This window comes from Amycolatopsis sp. NBC_00348 (genome assembly GCF_036114655.1).
Classification (GTDB): Bacteria; Actinomycetota; Actinomycetes; order Mycobacteriales; family Pseudonocardiaceae; genus Amycolatopsis.
This window is the reverse complement of sequence record NZ_CP107994.1, coordinates 5,642,735-5,659,439: the sequence shown is the minus strand read 5'-3', so window position 1 is coordinate 5,659,439 and position 16,705 is coordinate 5,642,735. Positions and strand designations below refer to the sequence as shown.

The 16,705-nt window shown below is 69.7% G+C and carries 16 protein-coding genes; 14 read left to right on the top strand and 2 right to left on the bottom strand.

Annotated elements, in window-relative coordinates; genetic code table 11:
- The first annotated feature begins 19 nt into the window (after nucleotides 1-19).
- From OHS58_RS24210 to OHS58_RS24160, 11 genes are all read left to right on the top strand, one after another.
- Nucleotides 20-808 carry an MlaE family ABC transporter permease gene (locus OHS58_RS24210; RefSeq protein WP_328644089.1) on the top strand — a complete coding sequence of 263 codons (789 nt, stop codon included), beginning with the start codon at nucleotides 20-22 and terminating at the stop codon, nucleotides 806-808.
- Nucleotides 808-1,665, top strand: a complete 858-nt coding sequence (locus OHS58_RS24205) for an MlaE family ABC transporter permease (protein WP_247063191.1) — start codon at nucleotides 808-810, stop codon at nucleotides 1,663-1,665. The genes OHS58_RS24210 and OHS58_RS24205 overlap by 1 nt, the downstream gene beginning before the upstream one ends.
- Nucleotides 1,662-2,996 (top strand): MCE family protein, encoded by a 1,335-nt coding sequence (locus tag OHS58_RS24200; protein WP_328644088.1) that lies wholly within the window; start codon nucleotides 1,662-1,664, stop codon nucleotides 2,994-2,996. Before OHS58_RS24205 ends, OHS58_RS24200 begins: the two co-directional genes overlap by 4 nt.
- A complete protein-coding gene (locus OHS58_RS24195; RefSeq protein ID WP_328644087.1) occupies nucleotides 2,993-4,030 on the top strand; it encodes an MlaD family protein in 1,038 nt (345 codons plus the stop codon). Before OHS58_RS24200 ends, OHS58_RS24195 begins: the two co-directional genes overlap by 4 nt.
- Nucleotides 4,027-5,058: an MlaD family protein gene (locus OHS58_RS24190; RefSeq protein WP_328644086.1), complete on the top strand. Its 1,032-nt coding sequence runs from the start codon at nucleotides 4,027-4,029 to the stop codon at nucleotides 5,056-5,058. The genes OHS58_RS24195 and OHS58_RS24190 overlap by 4 nt, the downstream gene beginning before the upstream one ends.
- Nucleotides 5,055-6,248, top strand: coding sequence for an MCE family protein (locus OHS58_RS24185; protein ID WP_326954929.1), 1,194 nt, complete (start codon nucleotides 5,055-5,057; stop codon nucleotides 6,246-6,248). The genes OHS58_RS24190 and OHS58_RS24185 overlap by 4 nt, the downstream gene beginning before the upstream one ends.
- A complete protein-coding gene (locus OHS58_RS24180; protein WP_328644085.1) occupies nucleotides 6,245-7,417 on the top strand; it encodes an MCE family protein in 1,173 nt (390 codons plus the stop codon). The genes OHS58_RS24185 and OHS58_RS24180 overlap by 4 nt, the downstream gene beginning before the upstream one ends.
- Entirely contained in the window at nucleotides 7,414-8,649 is a 1,236-nt protein-coding gene (locus OHS58_RS24175) for an MCE family protein (RefSeq protein WP_247063200.1), read from the top strand. The genes OHS58_RS24180 and OHS58_RS24175 overlap by 4 nt, the downstream gene beginning before the upstream one ends.
- Nucleotides 8,646-9,119, top strand: a complete 474-nt coding sequence (locus OHS58_RS24170; protein WP_326947538.1) for a hypothetical protein — start codon at nucleotides 8,646-8,648, stop codon at nucleotides 9,117-9,119. Before OHS58_RS24175 ends, OHS58_RS24170 begins: the two co-directional genes overlap by 4 nt.
- Entirely contained in the window at nucleotides 9,116-9,598 is a 483-nt protein-coding gene (locus tag OHS58_RS24165; RefSeq protein WP_328644084.1) for a hypothetical protein, read from the top strand. Before OHS58_RS24170 ends, OHS58_RS24165 begins: the two co-directional genes overlap by 4 nt.
- Before the next feature lie 175 nt (nucleotides 9,599-9,773).
- Nucleotides 9,774-11,003, top strand: coding sequence for an HNH endonuclease signature motif containing protein (locus OHS58_RS24160; RefSeq protein ID WP_328644083.1), 1,230 nt, complete (start codon nucleotides 9,774-9,776; stop codon nucleotides 11,001-11,003).
- 740 nt (nucleotides 11,004-11,743) lie between these two features.
- Here OHS58_RS24160 and OHS58_RS24155 read toward each other — a convergent pair.
- The gene (locus OHS58_RS24155) at nucleotides 11,744-12,220 is read right to left on the bottom strand and encodes a hypothetical protein (RefSeq protein WP_328644082.1); all 477 of its coding nucleotides are present in this window, start codon (nucleotides 12,218-12,220) and stop codon (nucleotides 11,744-11,746) included.
- Between the two features lie 63 nt (nucleotides 12,221-12,283).
- On the opposite strand from OHS58_RS24155, the gene OHS58_RS24150 reads away from it, so the two are divergent.
- The 3 genes from OHS58_RS24150 (at nucleotide 12,284) to OHS58_RS24140 (ending at nucleotide 15,805) form a co-directional block, all read left to right on the top strand.
- A complete protein-coding gene (locus OHS58_RS24150; RefSeq protein WP_326947542.1) occupies nucleotides 12,284-13,531 on the top strand; it encodes an aminotransferase class I/II-fold pyridoxal phosphate-dependent enzyme in 1,248 nt (415 codons plus the stop codon).
- Nucleotides 13,532-13,647: 116 nt separating this feature from the next.
- Nucleotides 13,648-14,619, top strand: a complete 972-nt coding sequence (locus OHS58_RS24145) for a ferritin-like domain-containing protein (protein ID WP_328649854.1) — start codon at nucleotides 13,648-13,650, stop codon at nucleotides 14,617-14,619.
- Between the two features lie 79 nt (nucleotides 14,620-14,698).
- On the top strand, nucleotides 14,699-15,805 hold the full coding sequence (locus OHS58_RS24140; RefSeq protein WP_328644081.1) for an FAD-dependent oxidoreductase: 1,107 nt from the start codon (nucleotides 14,699-14,701) through the stop codon (nucleotides 15,803-15,805).
- Here the strand turns inward: OHS58_RS24140 and OHS58_RS24135 are convergent.
- A complete protein-coding gene (locus OHS58_RS24135; RefSeq protein WP_328644080.1) occupies nucleotides 15,795-16,622 on the bottom strand; it encodes a helix-turn-helix domain-containing protein in 828 nt (275 codons plus the stop codon). The two genes, OHS58_RS24140 and OHS58_RS24135, sit on opposite strands and share 11 nt — an antisense overlap.
- Between the last annotated feature and the right edge of the window lie 83 nt (nucleotides 16,623-16,705).

The following is a 16,705-nucleotide window of genomic DNA, read 5'->3' as shown; positions in this document are numbered from 1 at the left end:
ACTACTTCGGGGAGGTGTGGTGAGCGACAGCACTGGCACGCTCCCGGGAACCGCGGCGCTGACGCAGGTCGGCCGCCTCGCGACGCTCTCCTGGGAGGTCCTGCGCGCGATCTTCAAGCGCCCCTTCCAGGCCCGCGAGTGGATCCAGCAGTGCTGGTTCTTCGCCAGCGTCACCATCCTGCCGACCGCACTGGTGGCCATCCCGTTCGGCGCGGTGATCGCGCTGCAGCTCGGCTCGCTGACCGCGCAGATCGGTGCCCAGTCCTTCACCGGCGCGGCCAGCGCGCTGGCCATCGTGCAGCAGGCCAGCCCGCTGATCACGGCGTTGCTCGTGGCCGGCGCCGGCGGCAGCGCGGTGTGCGCGGACATCGGCGCGCGCAAGATCCGTGAAGAGATCGACGCCATGGAGGTGCTGGGCGTCAACCCGATCCAGCGCCTGATCGTGCCGCGGGTGCTGGCCGCCATGGTGGTTTCGGTGCTGCTCAACGGCTTGGTCAGCGTCGTCGGCGTGCTCGGCGGCTACTTCTTCAACGTCGTCCTGCAGGGCGGCACGCCAGGCGCGTACCTGGCCAGCTTCAACGCGCTCGCCCAGGTCCCGGACCTCTGGATCAGCGAGATCAAGGCGCTGCTGTACGGCTTCGTGGCCGGCGTCGTCGCGGCGTTCCGCGGGCTGAACCCGCCGCCCGGGCCGAAGGGTGTCGGCGACGCCGTCAACCAGGCCGTCGTCGTCACGTTCCTGCTGCTGTTCCTCATCAACGTCGTGCTCACCGCGATCTACCTGCGGATCGTCCCGCCGAAGGCCATGTGATGACGGCCGAGCCGATCGACCGCGCCGACCAGGACCGGACGCTGGAGTACCTCGCGCGTCCGGGCCAGAGCCTCGAAGGCCTGGGCCAGCTGCTGTCGTTCGCCGCGAAGGCGCTCGCCTGGTCGCCGCGCACGATCCGCCGCTACAGCCGGGAAACGCTGCGGCTGCTCACCGAAGTCTGCTTCGGCACCGGCGGCCTGGCGGTCATCGGCGGCACGCTCGGCGTGATGATCGGGATGACGTTGTTCACCGGCCTGATCGTCGGCCTCCAGGGCTACTCCGCGCTCAACCAGCTCGGCACGGCCGCGCTCACCGGGTTCATCTCCGCCTACTTCAACACCCGCGAGGTCGCGCCGCTCTCGGCCGGGCTCGCCCTGAGCGCGACGGTCGGCTGCGGCTTCACCGCCCAGCTCGGCGCGATGCGGATCTCCGAGGAGATCGACGCACTCGAGGTCATGGCCGTGCCGAGCATGCCGTACCTGGTGACGACCCGCGTCCTCGCCGGCGTCGCCGCGGTGATCCCGCTCTACGCGGTCGGCCTGCTGTCGAGTTACCTCGCGTCCCGGCAGATCACCATCTGGCTCTACGGCCAGTCCGCGGGCACCTACGACCACTACTTCACGCTCTTCCTGCCACCGGGCGACGTGCTCTGGTCGTTCGGCAAGGTGATCGTGTTCAGCGTGCTCGTGATCCTGTCCCACTGTTACTACGGCTACACCGCGAGCGGCGGCCCGGCCGGCGTCGGCGTGGCCGTGGGCCGCGCGGTGCGGACGTCGATCGTGCTGATCTCGGTCCTGGACTTCTTCCTGTCCCTCGCGATCTGGGGCGCCAACACCACGGTGAGGATCTCCGGATGAGGAAGGCACTCTGGCAGCGGCTCCGGTACCAGGTGCTGGGGCTCGCCTTCCTGCTCGTCGCCGCCTTGTTCATCGCCTTCACCCTGGCCGTCTACAACAAGGCGTTCACGGCGGTGACGCTGGTGAAGCTCGAGACGGACCACGTCGGCAGCCAGCTGCGCACGGGCGGCGACGTCAAGGTTCGCGGCGTCGTCGTCGGCGAAGTCCGGTCGGTGCTCGCGAAGGGCGATCACGCCGAGCTGGAGCTGGCTCTCGATCCGGACAAGACGTCGGTCATCCCGAAGAACGTCTCCGCGCGGCTGCTGCCGAAGACGTTGTTCGGCGAGCGGTACGTCGCCCTGCAGCTGCCGGAAAAGCCCGAGTCCGCGATCAAAGCTGGCGACGTCATCCCGCAGGACCGCAGCAGCAGCGCGATCGAGCTGCAGAAGGTCCTCGACGACGTGATGCCGCTGCTGCAGGCCGTCCAGCCGGAGAAGCTGTCGAGCACGCTCACCGCCGTGGCGACCGCGCTCGACGGCCGCGGCAAGCAGCTCGGCCAGACCCTCTCGCAGCTGTCGGACTACCTCGGCAAGCTCAACCCGTCGCTGCCCGACATCAAGGCCGACATCACCGGCCTCGCGAACGTCTCGGCCACCTACGACAAGGCCGCCCCGGACCTGCTGCAGGCGCTGTCGGACCTGACGACCACGAGCCGCACGATCGTCGAGAAGCGCACGCAGCTGAGCGACCTCTACGCGACCGTCACCGGAGCGGCCGTCGACCTCACGAACTTCCTGGTGGTCAACAAGGACAACCTGATCCGGCTCACCACCGCCGTCCAGCCGACGCTGGACGTCCTGGCGAAGTACGCGCCGGAGTACCCGTGCCTGTTCAACCAGCTGGCCGGTGAGGTCGGCCCGGCCGAGCTGGCGTTCGGCAAGGGGACCGCGCACCCCGAGGTCAGCCGCGTCACCATCGAGTTCAGCGCCAGCCGCGGCAAGTACCTGCCCGGCGTCGACGAGCCGAAGTACGACGACAAGCGCGGCCCCCGCTGCTACCCGCAGGTGCCGAAACCGGGGCACTGGCCGCAGTACCCGCCGGACGGCGCGATCGAGGACGGCTCCAGCAAGCCCGCGCCGCCGAAGTCGCCCGACGGCAGCCTGCCCGGCCCGGTCACGGCCGGCGGCGGTGCGGTCGGCGGGTCCGGCAGCATCGTCGGCTCGGCCGACGAGTCGGACCTGATCGCCCTGCTCGCGTCACCCGCGCTCGGCGCCACACCGGACCAGGTGCCCGGCTGGGCCGGCCTGCTGGTGGGCCCGCTCTACCGCGGAGCGGAGGTGGAGCTCAAGTGAGGAGTTTCGTCCCGTCGCTGGTGAAGCTGCTGGTGTTCGCCGTCGTCACGGTCCTGTTCACCGGCGTCCTCGCGGCCACCATCGCGAACACCAACTTCGGCGTCACCTCGGGGTACCTGGCGAAGTTCACCGACGCGTCCGGCCTCAAGGAGGGGGACGACGTCCGCATCGCCGGGGTGAAGGTCGGCCAGGTCGACACGATCGACGTCGCCGTCGGGGAGCGGAACCTCGCCGAGGTGCGGTTCGACGTCGAGCACACCTACCGGCTGCCGGAGTCGGTGACCGCGACCGTCAAGTACCGGAACCTGGTCGGCCAGCGCTACCTCGCGCTCGGCACCGACGTGCCGGGGGACAAGGCCCTGCCGGACGGCGGCACGATCCCGCCCGAGCGCACGAAGCCCGCGTTGAACCTCACGGTGCTGTTCAACGGGTTCAAGCCGCTGTTCAAGGCCCTGAGCCCCCACGACGTCAACCAGCTCTCGGCCGAGATCATCAGCGTCTTCCAGGGCGAGGGCGGCACGATCACCAGCCTGCTGCAGCACACCGCGTCGCTCACCACCGCGATCGCGAGCAAGGACCAGGTGATCGGCCAGGTGATCGCCAACCTCAACACCGTGCTCGGCACCGTCAACGCCCACGGCCCGCAGCTCGGCGACCTCATCGAGCAGACCCAGAAGCTGGTCAGCGGCCTGGCCGAGCAGCGCAAGCCGATCGGCGACGCCGTCACCGCGCTCGGCGACCTCGCCGTCTCGACCACCGGCCTGCTGGCCGACGCTCGCCCGGCGCTCAAGGACGACGTCGCGCAGCTCGGCACGCTGTCGCAGAACCTCGGCGACTCGGGCGAGCTGCTCAACCACCTCCTGGAGGTGCTGCCGGGTAACCTGCAGAAGTTCACCCGGACCCTGAGCTACGGCAGCTGGTTCAACTACTACCTGTGCGGGATCAACGGCACCATCGGCATTTCCTCGCTCGACATCACCCTGCCGATCATCCCGATCCCGGGTACTCAGCGCGCGGAGAGGTGTGGTCCGTGAAACGGCTGAAGGATCGCAACCAGGCCGCGGTCGGCGCGGTGACGCTCGTGCTGATCGTGCTCGTCACGGCCACGACGTACTTCTCCGACCAGCTCCCGTTCTTCGGCAACGGCACGACGTACTCGGCGTACTTCGGCGAGTCCGCCGGTCTGGCGTCGGACAACGAGGTCGAGATCGCCGGCGTCAAGGTCGGCACGGTGTCTTCCGTGACGCTCCAAGGCAAGCAGGTGCTCGTCCGGTTCCGCGTCAAGGGCGTCCGCGTCGGCGACGCGACGACGGCGTCCATCGAGATCAAGACGCTGCTGGGCGAGAAGTACCTCGCGCTCGACACCAAGGGCGACGGCACCCAGGAGCCGGACGCGACCATCCCGCAGGCCCGCACGCGCACGCCGTTCCAGCTGCAGGACGCGTTCGACCAGCTGTCCACCACGGTCGGCGACATCGACACGAAGCAGCTGGCCGACAGCTTCAACGCGTTGTCCGACAGCCTCAAGGACAGCCCGCAGTACCTGAAGGACACGCTGAACGGCTTGTCCTCCCTGGCCAAGACGGTGTCCTCGCGTGACGCCGACCTCCACACGCTGCTGGCCAACACCAGCAAGGTGTCGAAGACGCTGTCCGACCGCAACGCCCAGCTGCAACGCGTGATCAGCGACGGCAACCTGCTGCTCACCGAGCTGCAGAACCGCAAGACGGCGATCCACGCGCTGCTCACCGGCACCCAGCAGCTCTCGCAGCAGCTGTCCGGGCTGGTCGCGGACAACCGCACGCAGCTGAAGCCGACGCTGGACAAGCTCGGGAAGGTGACCGACATCCTGCAGCGCAACCAGGGCAACCTCGACAAGAGCCTGCAGCTGATGGCGCCGTTCGCCCGCGTCGGCGCGAACGCGACCGGCAACGGCCGCTGGTTCGAGGGCTACCTGTGCGGGCTGCTCCCACCGACGATCACCGTGGGCGGCCTGTCCATCAACCCCGAGGGCTGTACCCCGCCGATCGCGGCGCCGAACCAGGGGGTGGGTCGCCGATGACGATCCGGACGTACCGCGGCCGCAGCCTCGCGACGTGGGTGGCCTTCGCCTGCGTCGTCGCGCTGGTCCTCACCGCCGGGCTGTGGCTGGTGTTCCGCGAATCCTCCGGCACGAAGCTGTCGGCGTACTTCGGCAAGACCGTCGGGCTCTACGCGGGTTCGTCGGTGCGGGTGCTCGGCGTGCCGGTCGGGCGGGTCACCGACGTCACGCCGCAGGGTGACGCGGTGCGCGTCGACATGCAGGTCGACGAGGTGCAGCTGCCCGCCGACGTCGGCGCGGTCGTCGTCGCGCCGAGCCTGGTCAGCGACCGCTACGTCCAGCTCACCCCGGCCTACGACAGCGGCCCAGTGCTGGCCACCGGCACGGTGCTGCCGCGCGATCGGACCGCCACGCCGGTCGAGCTGGACGACCTGTACTCGAGCCTGGACAAGCTGTCGACGGCGCTCGGCCCGAACGGCGCGAACAAGGACGGCGCGCTGTCAGGCGTCCTGGACACCGCCGCGGACGCCCTGCGCGGCAACGGCGCTTCGCTGAACTCGACGGTCGGGCAGCTCGCCGACCTCGCCAAGACCCTCGACGGCTCGAAGGACGACCTGTTCTCGACCGTGCAGAACCTGAACTCCTTCACCGGCGCGCTGGCCCAGAGCGACCAGCAGCTCAACGAGTTCTACGGCCGCGTCGCCGACGTCAGCCGGTTCCTCGCCGACGACTCCTCCGACGTCGGCGCCGCGCTGCAGTCGCTCGGCGGCGCGCTCGGCGACGTCCAGCAGTTCGTCAACGACAACAAGACGGCACTGGAGTCCAATGTGGACAAACTGGCGTCGCTGTCGAAGGTCCTCGTCGACCAGCGGGCCTCACTGGCCGAGGTGCTCGACATCGCGCCGACCGGCGCCACCAACTTCATCAACTCCTACGACGCGGCGTCGGGCACCATCGCCGTGCGCGACAACCTCAACGAGCTGACCAACCCGCCGATCCTCACCGTGTGCCGGCTGATCAGCGCGGGCACGCCCAAGCCGATCCCGGACACGCTGGGCAGCATCTGCAAGCAGCTCGCGCCGATCCTCGACGGCGCACTGAAGCTCCCCACCATCCCGCAGGTGCTGAACTCCCTGCAGAACGGCGAACTGCCACCGCTGCCACTCCCGCTCGTCGACGTGATGCAGCAGCTTTCCGGCGGTGCCAAGTGAAGCGGCTCGCGGGCGTGCTCGCCGGGGTGCTCGTGCTGGCGGCCTGCAGCGACGGCGGGTTCAACGGCCTCTACGGCACGCCGCTGCCGGGCGGCGCCGACGTCGGCGACCACCCCTACCAGGTCACCGCGCTGTTCACCGACGTCCTGGACCTCGTACCGCAGTCGAGCGTCAAGGTCAACGACGTCGCGGTCGGCCGGGTCGACAAAGTCACTTTGACGCCGGACACGCGGTCCGCGCTCGTCTCGATGACCGTCAACGGCGACGTCGCGCTGCCCGCCAACTCGCACGCCGAGCTGAAGCAGTCTTCGCTTCTGGGCGAGAAGTTCGTCGAGCTGAGCGTGCCGGCCGCGGAGCCGGCCTCCGGGAAGCTGAGTGACGGCGCGCAGATCCCGCTCGGGCGCACCAACCGCAACCCCGAGGTCGAGGAGGTGCTCGGCGCGCTGTCCCTGCTGCTCAACGGCGGCGGCGTCGAGCAGATCCAGAAGATCAGCCACGAGCTGAACGACGCGCTGTCGGGCAACGAGCCGGAGATCCGCGCGCTGCTGTCGCGGGTGGACGAACTGGCGACGCAGCTCGACGGGCACAAGACCGAGATCCTGCGGGCGATCGACGGCCTCGGCAAGCTGTCGGCGACGCTCTCGGGCCAGACGCAGAACCTGTCGAACGCGCTCGACAACCTCGCGCCGGGCCTGAAGATCGTCACCGACCAGCGCGACCAGCTCGTCGGGATGCTGAACGCGCTCACCACGCTGTCCGGCGTCGCGACCGACACCGTGACGAAGAGCCGTGACCAGCTGGTCGCGAACCTCAGGACGCTGCAGCCGACGTTGACCAAGCTCGGCGAAGCCGGTCAGGACCTGCCGAACGCGCTGCAGATCCTGCTCACCTACCCGCTCCCGGACTACGCGGGCAACGTCGTCAAGGGCGACTACGCGAACGTCGACGCGACCGTGAACCTGGATCTCGACAAGCTGATCCAGAACTTCACGAACTCGTCGCAGCCGCCGATCGCGCTGCCGAACACCGTCGGCGGCGTGCCGTCCACCGGCACCGGCACCGCCGCACCGCCGCCGTTGCCCCTGCCCGACCTCGGGGCGGTGACCGGGCAGAGCGGCGGCACCGAGCTGCTGGGCGGCCTGCTGGGCCTGATCGGCGGTGGCAAGTGATCACGCGCAAGACCCGCATCCAGCTGATCGCGTTCGTCGTCATCGCGGTCGTTTCAGTCGTGTACGCGGGCGGCAAGTACGCCGGACTGGACCGGCTCTTCGGCAGCCGCGGGTACGTCGTCACCGCGCAGCTGACCGACTCCGGCGGCATCTTCGTCAACTCCGAGGTCGCCTACCGCGGCGTCACGGTCGGGCGGGTGACGTCGATGACGCTCACCGACCACGGCGTCGACGTCGCGCTCGACATCGACTCCGGCGGCCCGGACATCCCGGCCGACGCGCACGCGCAGGTCGCGAACCGCTCGGCGGTGGGGGAGCAGTTCGTCGACCTGCTCCCGCAGCACGACGGCGGCCCGTACCTGCAGGACGGCTCGGTGATCACGCCGGACAAGACGTCGCTGCCGCCGTCACCGGACACCGTGCTGACCCACCTCGACGACCTCGTCGCGAGCGTCCACCCGGACTCGCTGCGCACGGTCGTCGACGAGACGTACAACGCGTTCGCCGGGGCGGGTCCGCAGCTGCAGCAGCTGCTGGACAGCACGGGTTCGCTCACCGCGGAGGCCGCGCAGTACGTCCCGCAGACCCAAGGGCTGCTGGCGAACTCGCGGATCGTCCTGACCACGCAGGAACGGCAGGCCGCGAACATCACGGACTTCGCGAGCGGGCTGCGCACGATCGCGGGCCAGCTGAAGACGTCCGACCCGGACCTGCGCCGCGTGATCTCCGAGGCCCCGCAGCTGAGCCGGCAGATCAGCGACGTGCTCGCGGCGTCCGGCACCGACCTGGGCGTGCTGTTCGCGAACCTGCTGACCACCGCGCAGATCACGTCGTCGCGCAAGGACGCCGTCGAGGAGCTGCTGGTGGCGTACCCGATCATCTCGGCGTTCTCGCCGTCGACGTCCCCGGACGGCACGGGGCACCTCGGCGTGGTGTTCAACTTCTTCGATCCGGCTTCGTGCACGAAGGGCTACGAAGGCACGAAAGAGCGTCCGGCGAACGACACGTCCGAGGCGCCGGTGAACATGAACGCCTACTGCGCGGAGCCGCCGGGCAGCCCGACGGGGGTGCGCGGGTCGCAGAACGCGCCGTACGCGGGGAAGCCGCCGTCGATCCCGGCCGCGCCTTCGCAGACCGCGTCGGCGCCTTCGCAGGCCCAGCTGCCGGGGATGCTGAGCCTGCTGACCGGGCCGTCGGCGGGCGGGCTGGGCAAGCTGCTGGGCGTGTCGTGAAGATCTTGGCCGTCGTCGCCGTGCTGGTGGCCGCTTTCGCCGGCTGGTCGTGGTGGCACGCGGCGTCCGACGACTCGTTGGCGCGCGGTCGCGCGCGTGACGCCGTGCTGGCGGCGGCCGGGCCGGAACTGGTCACGCTGAACACGATCGACTACCGCAACGCGGGCGCGGACGTCGACCGCTGGATAGCCGCTACGGCGGGCCAGTACGGCAAGGACCTCACGGGCGACCGGCAGCTGCAGATCGACCGCGCGTCGACGGCGCGCACCGTGTCGACGGCGTCGCTGGTGGAGGCGGCGGTCACGGAGATCGACGTCTCGGCGGGCTCGGCGCGGTTGCTCGCGGTGCTGGATGTCCGGGTCTCGACGGGTGGTTCTCCTGCCGCTGCGCGCATGAGCCGTCTGACGGTGGACGTGACGCGGTCCGGCGCCGACTGGAAGATCGCGGGTGTCCAGGCGGCGGGCTCATGAACCGTTTCCTTGCGGCGGTGGTGGTCGTGGCGTTGGGCTGCGCGGTCTGGTTCGGCGTCGAGACGGCTTCGCTGTCGTCGTCCGACAACGCAGCTCTGGTCGACACTGCGGCGACTGCATCAGTTTCCGCTGATGTCAGCGAAGCGGTGAAGGCGGTTTTCTCTTACGACTACGCGAATCTGGCTCGCACCGAACGCGCGGCGTCGGAGTATCTGGTCGGTGATGCTGTTCGCCAGTACCAGGCTCAGTTCGCCTCGGCTCGTACTCGGGCTGCTGCCGGGAAGCTGATCCGTACTACTACGGTTCGGGCTGTCGGGGTTCGTTCGTTGGTCGGGGATGAGGCTTCGGTGCTGTTGTTTCTTGACCAGCAGACGGTTACCCAGGGTGGGGGTGCGCCGTCGTCTTCGGTGGCTCAGCTGTCTGTGACTGCTAAGCGTGTGGACGGTCGTTGGAAGTTGGCTACGCTGACTGCGCTTTAGGGCCACCGGGTTCCTCTCTTTCAAGATGCGGCTTCGCCGTGGCGTAGGAAATCGGCGCTTCTCATGGTTGCTTCTCGATGTGTTCGGCAGCGCCGATTCCCTACGCAGCGGTACCCCTGCCGTGATCATCCGTTCGTGTGATGAACATGTGTTCGCCTGGCGGTAATCTTGGTGTGTGGACGGTGAAGCGGTGTGGAGAGCGGATGCGGTGGCCTTGGCCGATCGCGTCAGCTCGCTGCTCGGTGTGGTGCGGTCTGCTGAGGCTGAGATTGGTTCGCTGCTGGTTGAAATCGAGTCTCGTGGTGTGATGGAGCTGTTTGGGTATCGTTCTGTTGCCCGGTTGTTCGAGCATCTTGCCGATGTTCCCAAGGCTGCTGCCGATCGTGTGGTGAAACGAGCTTCGGCTCTTAATGGCGGGCGTGCTCTTGATGGTGGTCCGGTGTCCGCTGTTGCTCCGGCCACTGGGGTTGTTGCTGCTGGCGGATCGTTGAGCAATCCGATGATCGACGCCGTCGTCGAGGTGCTGGCTCAGGTTCCGTCCGAGCATCGTGATGATGTCGAACAGAGCCTGCTTTCCTTTGCTTCCGAGGCTGGGCACAAGCAGGTTTCTGCTTTAGGGGCGCGGATTGTGGCCCACCTCGATCCTGATGGTGCCGAACCCGATGAGGCCGAACCGTCCTTGCCGACCCGGGAGCTTTCGCTACGGCGTAAGCGATCCGGGGTCTGGGAGCTGAACGGTCGCCTCGACGACGAGACCGGCACCCGGGCCAGTGCCTTGCTCGACTCGCTGGCCGAGCGTCGCTGCAGTGACGACGGCGCGGACTTCCGTTCCCCGCAGGAACGTTACGGCGACGCTTTCTCCGACGCCGTCGACCTCGCGCTGAACTCCCCGGACCTGCCGACGCAGGCCGGCGAACGAGCCCACGTGATGGTCGCGGTCTCGCTGGCGGACCTGAAGTCCGGGGTCGGCCAGGCCACCCTCGGCGACACCGGCACGATGACCGCGGCCGAAGCCCGGGTCCACGCCTGCGACGCCATGCTCATCCCGGCGGTCCTGGGCGAGAAGAGCGAACCCCTGAACCTGGGCCGCCTACGCCGCCTGATCTCCGCCGGACTGCGCCGAGCGCTGTTCCTACGCGACCGAGGCTGCGCCTTCCCCGGCTGCCACCGCCCGCCACGCCACTGCCAGGGCCACCACATCCGCCACTGGGCCGACGGCGGCCCCACAGACCTGACCAACCTGGTCCTGCTGTGCGCCCACCACCACCGGCTACTGCACCGTTCAGGCTGGGAAGTCCGCACCGCCACCGATGGCTTACCCGAGTTCCTGCCACCGGCGTTCCTGGACAAGCACCGAAGACCCAGACGCAACAACATCCACCAACCACTGCCATTCGCAGCCTGACCGACCAACAGGGAAAGGCCCGAAGCCATCGGCTCCGGGCCCAAACCCATGCCCGGTGTTCGGCCCGAGCCGAAGATCCCTCCTCGCCGGTGGCGAGCGGAACGGTTCGCTCGCCGAGCCCTATCAACGGGCCCCACCCCGGGACGCGATGCCAGACCGCTGTCGACGCGCAACACCAGGCTTCCTGAAGGCGCCGCCGTCAGGGCCCCGCAGCGGCCGAGTCGTCAGCGTTCGTGGATGGAGCTTTCTGGACGCCCAGCGTCCCGAATCCTCCATCGACACCCCGCAGCCACCTCAGACCCGCGGCGCTGATCTGCTCAGCGATCCGCCTGATCACGCGATCAGGCGTTCCGGGGCGCTTGAAGCACCACAGTGCACCACCTCGTCGACGGGGACGGCCGACCACTGGTGACGTTGACCGGTCCCGGGCAAGCCGCGGACGCATCGATGTTCCCGCACTTGATGCGGCACTTGGCAATCCGTCGAACCGAGCCCGCAGGCGCCCCGACAGTGTCCGCGGAGACAAGGCTTACTCGTCTCGGGCGATCCGCGGACATTTGCGTGCCCGCGGGCATCACTGCGGCGAGGCCTGAGCCAGCTGACCAGGCCGGGCACCGCAAACGCCGCGGTTCCTGCGGTGGGCGCCCACCCGCTACTGCGAACTCGCCATCGTCTACCGCTCCGCGGTCGCTCTCCATGCAGTAGTGACCTGGACCAAACACATTGCCAGACCCGCGGCACTAACCGTCCCAGACAGTCGCGCCCTGCCTCAGCACCTTGACCTCCGAGGGTGCCGACGTCGGCCACATCTCCACCACGTACCGGAAGTGCTCGCCGAACTCGTGCTCGTTCCACTCCGTCGCGGGCGGCCCGGCCGGGACGTACGACACCCGCGCCCGGTACAGCCCCGGCAGCACCGAAAAGAACCTTTCCTGCGACGGATAGTCCGCGGGCCCGGAAATCACGAGTTTCCCGCTCGGCACCGGAAGATCTGCTTCCACGACGTGCTCCGCCGCGACCAGTACCGGCGGCGGACCGGGCGTGAGCGTCACCGATGACTCCACCAGGTCCGAGCGGGCCGTCACTATCGCGAGGCCGGCCGGCTCCGCGGCCAGGCGGTTGTCCACCGCCTGCTCGGTCCAGCCGCTGCCGTTCAGCTTCGACCCGGAATCGCGGACCGAGAACTGGCGCTGGTCGGCGTGGACGACTAGGTGCACACCAACCACCCTAGCCAGGACCCGCCCCGAAATGGTATCGACGCCGGGTTTAGCGTTGACACCATGACCTCTGCTTCCGTCGACGTCGACACGGCCCGCGCCGACTACGCGGCCCTCGTCGACCGCGGCCTCTCGCTCGACATCACCCGTGGCAAGCCGGCTCCCGAGCAGCTCGACCTCGCGAACGCGCTGCTCGCCCTCCCCGGTGACGGCTCCTTCAAGGCCGAGGACGGCACCGACGTCCGCAACTACGGCGGACTCAAGGGCCTGCCGGAGCTCCGGCGCATCTTCGCCGGCGCCCTGCAGGTGCCGGCCGAGCAGCTGCTCGCCGCGGGCAACTCCAGCCTCGAGCTGATGCACGACGCCGTCGTGCACGCCCTGCTCAGCAAGGTCCCCGGCGCCGAGCGCCGCTGGGCCGACGAGCCGCGCGTCGCGTTCCTCGCGCCCGTCCCGGGCTACGACCGCCACTTCGCGCTCACCGAGCGGTTCGGCATCGAGCTCATCCCGGTCCCGATGACCGACGAGGGCCCGGACATGGACGTCGTCGAGCGGCTCGTCGCCGAGGACGCCGGGATCAAGGGCATCTGGTGCGTGCCGAAGTACAGCAACCCGACCGGCGTCACGTTCAGTGACGACGTCGTGCGCCGGCTGGCCACGATGACCACCGCGGCGCCGGACTTCCGGATCTTCTGGGACAACGCCTACGCCGTGCACCACCTGACCGACGACGAGCCGGCCCTCGCCGACATCCTCGCGCTGAGCGCCGAGGCCGGCCACGCCGACCGCCCGTTCGTCTTCGGCTCGACCTCGAAGATCACCTACGCCGGTGGCGGCGTCGGCTTCTTCGGCGCGTCCGAGGCCAACCTCGCCTGGTGGACCGGCCTGATCGGCAAGCGCACCATCGGCTCCGACAAGGTCAACCAGCTCCGCCACGCGCTGTTCCTCAAGGACGAGGACGGCGTCCGCGCGCACATGCGCAAGCACGCCGAGGTCATCGGCCCGAAGTTCGAGGCCGTCGACCGCATCCTCACCGAGGAGCTCGGCGACTCCGGCCTGGTCTCCTGGACCAAGCCGACCGGGGGCTACTTCGTGTCGCTGACCGTGCCCGAGGGCACCGCGAAGGAGGTCGTGCGGCTGGCCAAGGAGGCCGGGGTCGCGCTGACCCCCGCCGGCGCGACGCACCCGCACGGCGACGACCCGGCCGACGCCGTCATCCGCGTCGCGCCGACGTTCCCGAAGCTCGCCGACGTCGAAGAGGCTGTCCGCGCGCTGGCCGTCTGCGTCCGGCTCGCCGCGGCGCAGCGCTCCTGACCAGGGCAAACAAAACCGGCAAGAACTTTTTTCCGTTTTGACCGAGCCGGGGGCCGTCCGGGTACGTATGACCGGTGGGTGAGGTGGACGAACTCGTCACGAGAGGACGTCCCCCGGTGTTCGGAAAACGCTACACACAGCAGCTGATCGAGCGCAGCGCGGAGAACGCGACCGACCGCCGCCGCTTTCTGAAGGCTGCGGGAGCGGCGGGGCTCGGCGTCGCGGGCGCCGGCGCGCTCGGTACCGCGCTGTCCTTGGGCCTCGGCTCGGCCGGCGCGACTTCGCAGTACCCGGAGCAGGGCGACGCCGCGAAGGAGGCGGCCAGCGACGCCGCGGTGCTGAACTTCGCGCTCAACCTGGAGTACCTGGAAGCGAACCTCTACTCGTTCGCGGTCTACGGCTACGGGCTGAACGACAAGTACATCAACGGCGTCGGCAACCTCGGCAAGGTCTCCGGCGGGCACGCGGTGCAGTTCAAGAGCGAGCACACCAAGCAGATCGCGCAGGAGATCGCCGGCGACGAGGTCGCCCACGTCACGTTCCTGCGCAAGGCGCTCGACAAGGCCGCCGTCGCGCAGCCGGAGATCGACTTCCAGAACAGCTTCACCGCGGCCATGCAGGCCGCCGGGATCATCAACCAGTACCAGACGTTCGACCCGTTCGCGAGCGAGAACAACTTCCTGCTCGCGGCCTACCTCTTCGAGGACGTCGGCGTCTCGGCGTACAAGGGCGCGGCCCCGCTGGTGAACAACAAGACGTTCCTCGACGCGGCGGCCGGCATCCTCGCGGTCGAGGCGTACCACGCGGGCATCGTGCGCTCGCAGCTGTTCGAACGCGGCCTCGGCGACGTCACCAACAAGATCTCCGACGCCCGTGACAGCCTCGACGGCAAGTCGGACGACGACGAGGGCGTGCTCAAGGACGGCAAGGCCAACCTCGTCCCCGCCGACGCCAACGGCATCGCGTTCGGCCGCTCCGCCGACCGCGTGCTCAACATCGCCTACCTCAACCCGGACAAGGTGTCCTCGGGCGGCTTCTTCCCGCGCGGCCTCAACGGCGACATCGCCACCAGCGGTGCCAAGGAGTGAGCGCCGCGTGCCGCCGTCACGGTAACGTCGTGCACGGCGGCATGCGGAGTTCACGGCGGAGTTTCTCGGGGGGCGCGGGGTGCGGGTACTGGTCGCGGGTGGCGGGATTTCCGGCACGGTCACGGCGATGGCGCTGAAGCTGGCGGGACACGACCCGGTCGTGTTCGAGGCCCACGCTTCGGGCGGGGAAGACATCGGCGCGTTCCTGACGCTCATGCACAACGGCATGGACGCCCTGCGGGCGATCGGCGCCGACGGCCCGGTGATCGACGCGTCCTTCGCCGCGTTCGGGGTCGAGCTCGTCGTCCCGACCGGGGAAACCGTGGGACGGCGGGAGTTCGACACCGAGGGCCTGGACGGCCCGCGCACGCTCACCCGCGCGACGCTGTACCGCGTCCTGCAGGACGAAGCGGCGCGCCGGGGGATCGCGATCGAGCGCGGTCGGCGGCTGACCGGCGCCAAAACCGTCCCAGGCGGCGTCACGGCGGAGTTCGCCGACGGCGTCACCGAAACGGGTGACGTCCTGGTCGGCGCCGACGGCCTGCGTTCGGTGGTGCGGCGCCTGATCGACCCGGCCGCCGACGAGCCGCGGTACACCGGGCTGACCGTCGTCTACGGCTACACGCGCGCCGAAGGCCTGCCCGCGGCGCCGGGGATCTACCGGATGGTCCGCGGCAGCAAGGCGGCCTTCGGCTTCACGACCGACCCGGACGGCGCGACGTTCTGGTTCGCCCGCATCCCGGACGAGGAGCGGCCCCGCGCCGAGATCGCGGCGGTCACCCCGGCCGGCTGGCGCGCGTTCGCGCACGCGGCGTTCGCCGGGGAACCGTTGCCCTGCGCGGACATCATCGCGGCCACGGGCGACGAGGTCTTCGGCGGTCACTCCCACGACGTCCCCGAGACGCGGCTGTGGTCGACGCCGGAGATGGTGCTGGCAGGCGACGCGGCCCACGCGGCGTCCCCGGCCGCGGGCCAGGGCGCGTCGATGGCCCTGGAGGACAGCGTCGTGCTGGCGAAGTGCCTGCGTGACCTGCCGGACCCGGTCTCGGCGTTCGCCGCGTACGAAGGGTTGCGGCGCGAGCGCGTGGAGAAGCTGGTGGCGGCGAGCGCGGGTCAGGACGTCGGTGAAGAGCGGGATTGGCTGTACTCGCACCACATCGACTGGGACGCGAAGATCACCGGCTGACGCGGTCCGCGACCGTCGCGCTGAGCAACGCCAGCTTGTCCGCCTCGGTGCCGGGCGTGGCGTGGTAGGCGACCAGCATGACCCCGTCGGTCCCGCTGACCAGGAGTTTCTCGCGGTTCAGGGTGATCTCGCCGACCTGCGGGTGGTGGAAGGTGATCGCGGCCGCTCCGCGGGCGCGGACGTCGTGGCGGGCCCACAGGCGGCGGAAGAGCGGGCTGACCAGGGAGAGCTCGCCGACGAGCTCGACGAACCGGGCGTCGTCGGTGTCGGTGCCGGTCGCCTCGCGCAGGTGCGCGACCAGTACCTCGGCCGCCCGCTCCCAGCCGACGAACAGCGCTTGCTCGCCGGGGTCGAGCAGCATGTCGCGGAGCCGGTTGGCCCCGGGGACCAGGCAGGGTGACAGGGCTGTGGCCAGGGGATTGGCGGCCAGGACGTCCAGGTAGCGACCCTCGACGAAGGCGGGCACGGGCAGCATCGCCAGGAACGCGGCGGTGCTGGGCGGCACGGTCTCCCGGCGCCGCCGCCGGGGCCGGCGAGGCGCGTCCCCGGCGAGGCCGAGCAGGTACGCCGTCGAGTCGTCGTCCAGCCGGAACACCCGGGCCAGGGACCGCAGGACCTGGGCGGACGGGCTGCGGTCGCGGCCGCGTTCCAGCCGCAGGTAGTAGTCGGCGCTGATCCCGGCCAGCATCGCGACCTCCTCGCGTCGCAGCCCGGGCACCCGGCGCAGCCCCACCACGGGCACCCCCGCCTCTTCGGGGGTGACGAGCTCGCGGCGCGCCCGCAGGAACGCGCCCAGCTGGTTCCGGTCGTCGGCCATGGGCCCCACGATAAGCCGAGGTCACCCGATGTGGGGGGTCCTGTCATCCCCCTGGCTGAGCGGAGCACTGGCACGGCTGCTTC

Coding starts and splice junctions, on each gene's coding strand:
- OHS58_RS24205 (WP_247063191.1), top strand. CDS start 808: ATGACGGCCGAGCCGATCGACCGCGCCGACCAGGACCGGACGCTGGAG.
- OHS58_RS24200 (WP_328644088.1), top strand. CDS start 1,662: ATGAGGAAGGCACTCTGGCAGCGGCTCCGGTACCAGGTGCTGGGGCTC.
- OHS58_RS24185 (WP_326954929.1), top strand. CDS start 5,055: ATGACGATCCGGACGTACCGCGGCCGCAGCCTCGCGACGTGGGTGGCC.
- OHS58_RS24165 (WP_328644084.1), top strand. CDS start 9,116: ATGAACCGTTTCCTTGCGGCGGTGGTGGTCGTGGCGTTGGGCTGCGCG.
- OHS58_RS24150 (WP_326947542.1), top strand. CDS start 12,284: ATGACCTCTGCTTCCGTCGACGTCGACACGGCCCGCGCCGACTACGCG.
- OHS58_RS24135 (WP_328644080.1), bottom strand. CDS start 16,622: ATGGCCGACGACCGGAACCAGCTGGGCGCGTTCCTGCGGGCGCGCCGC.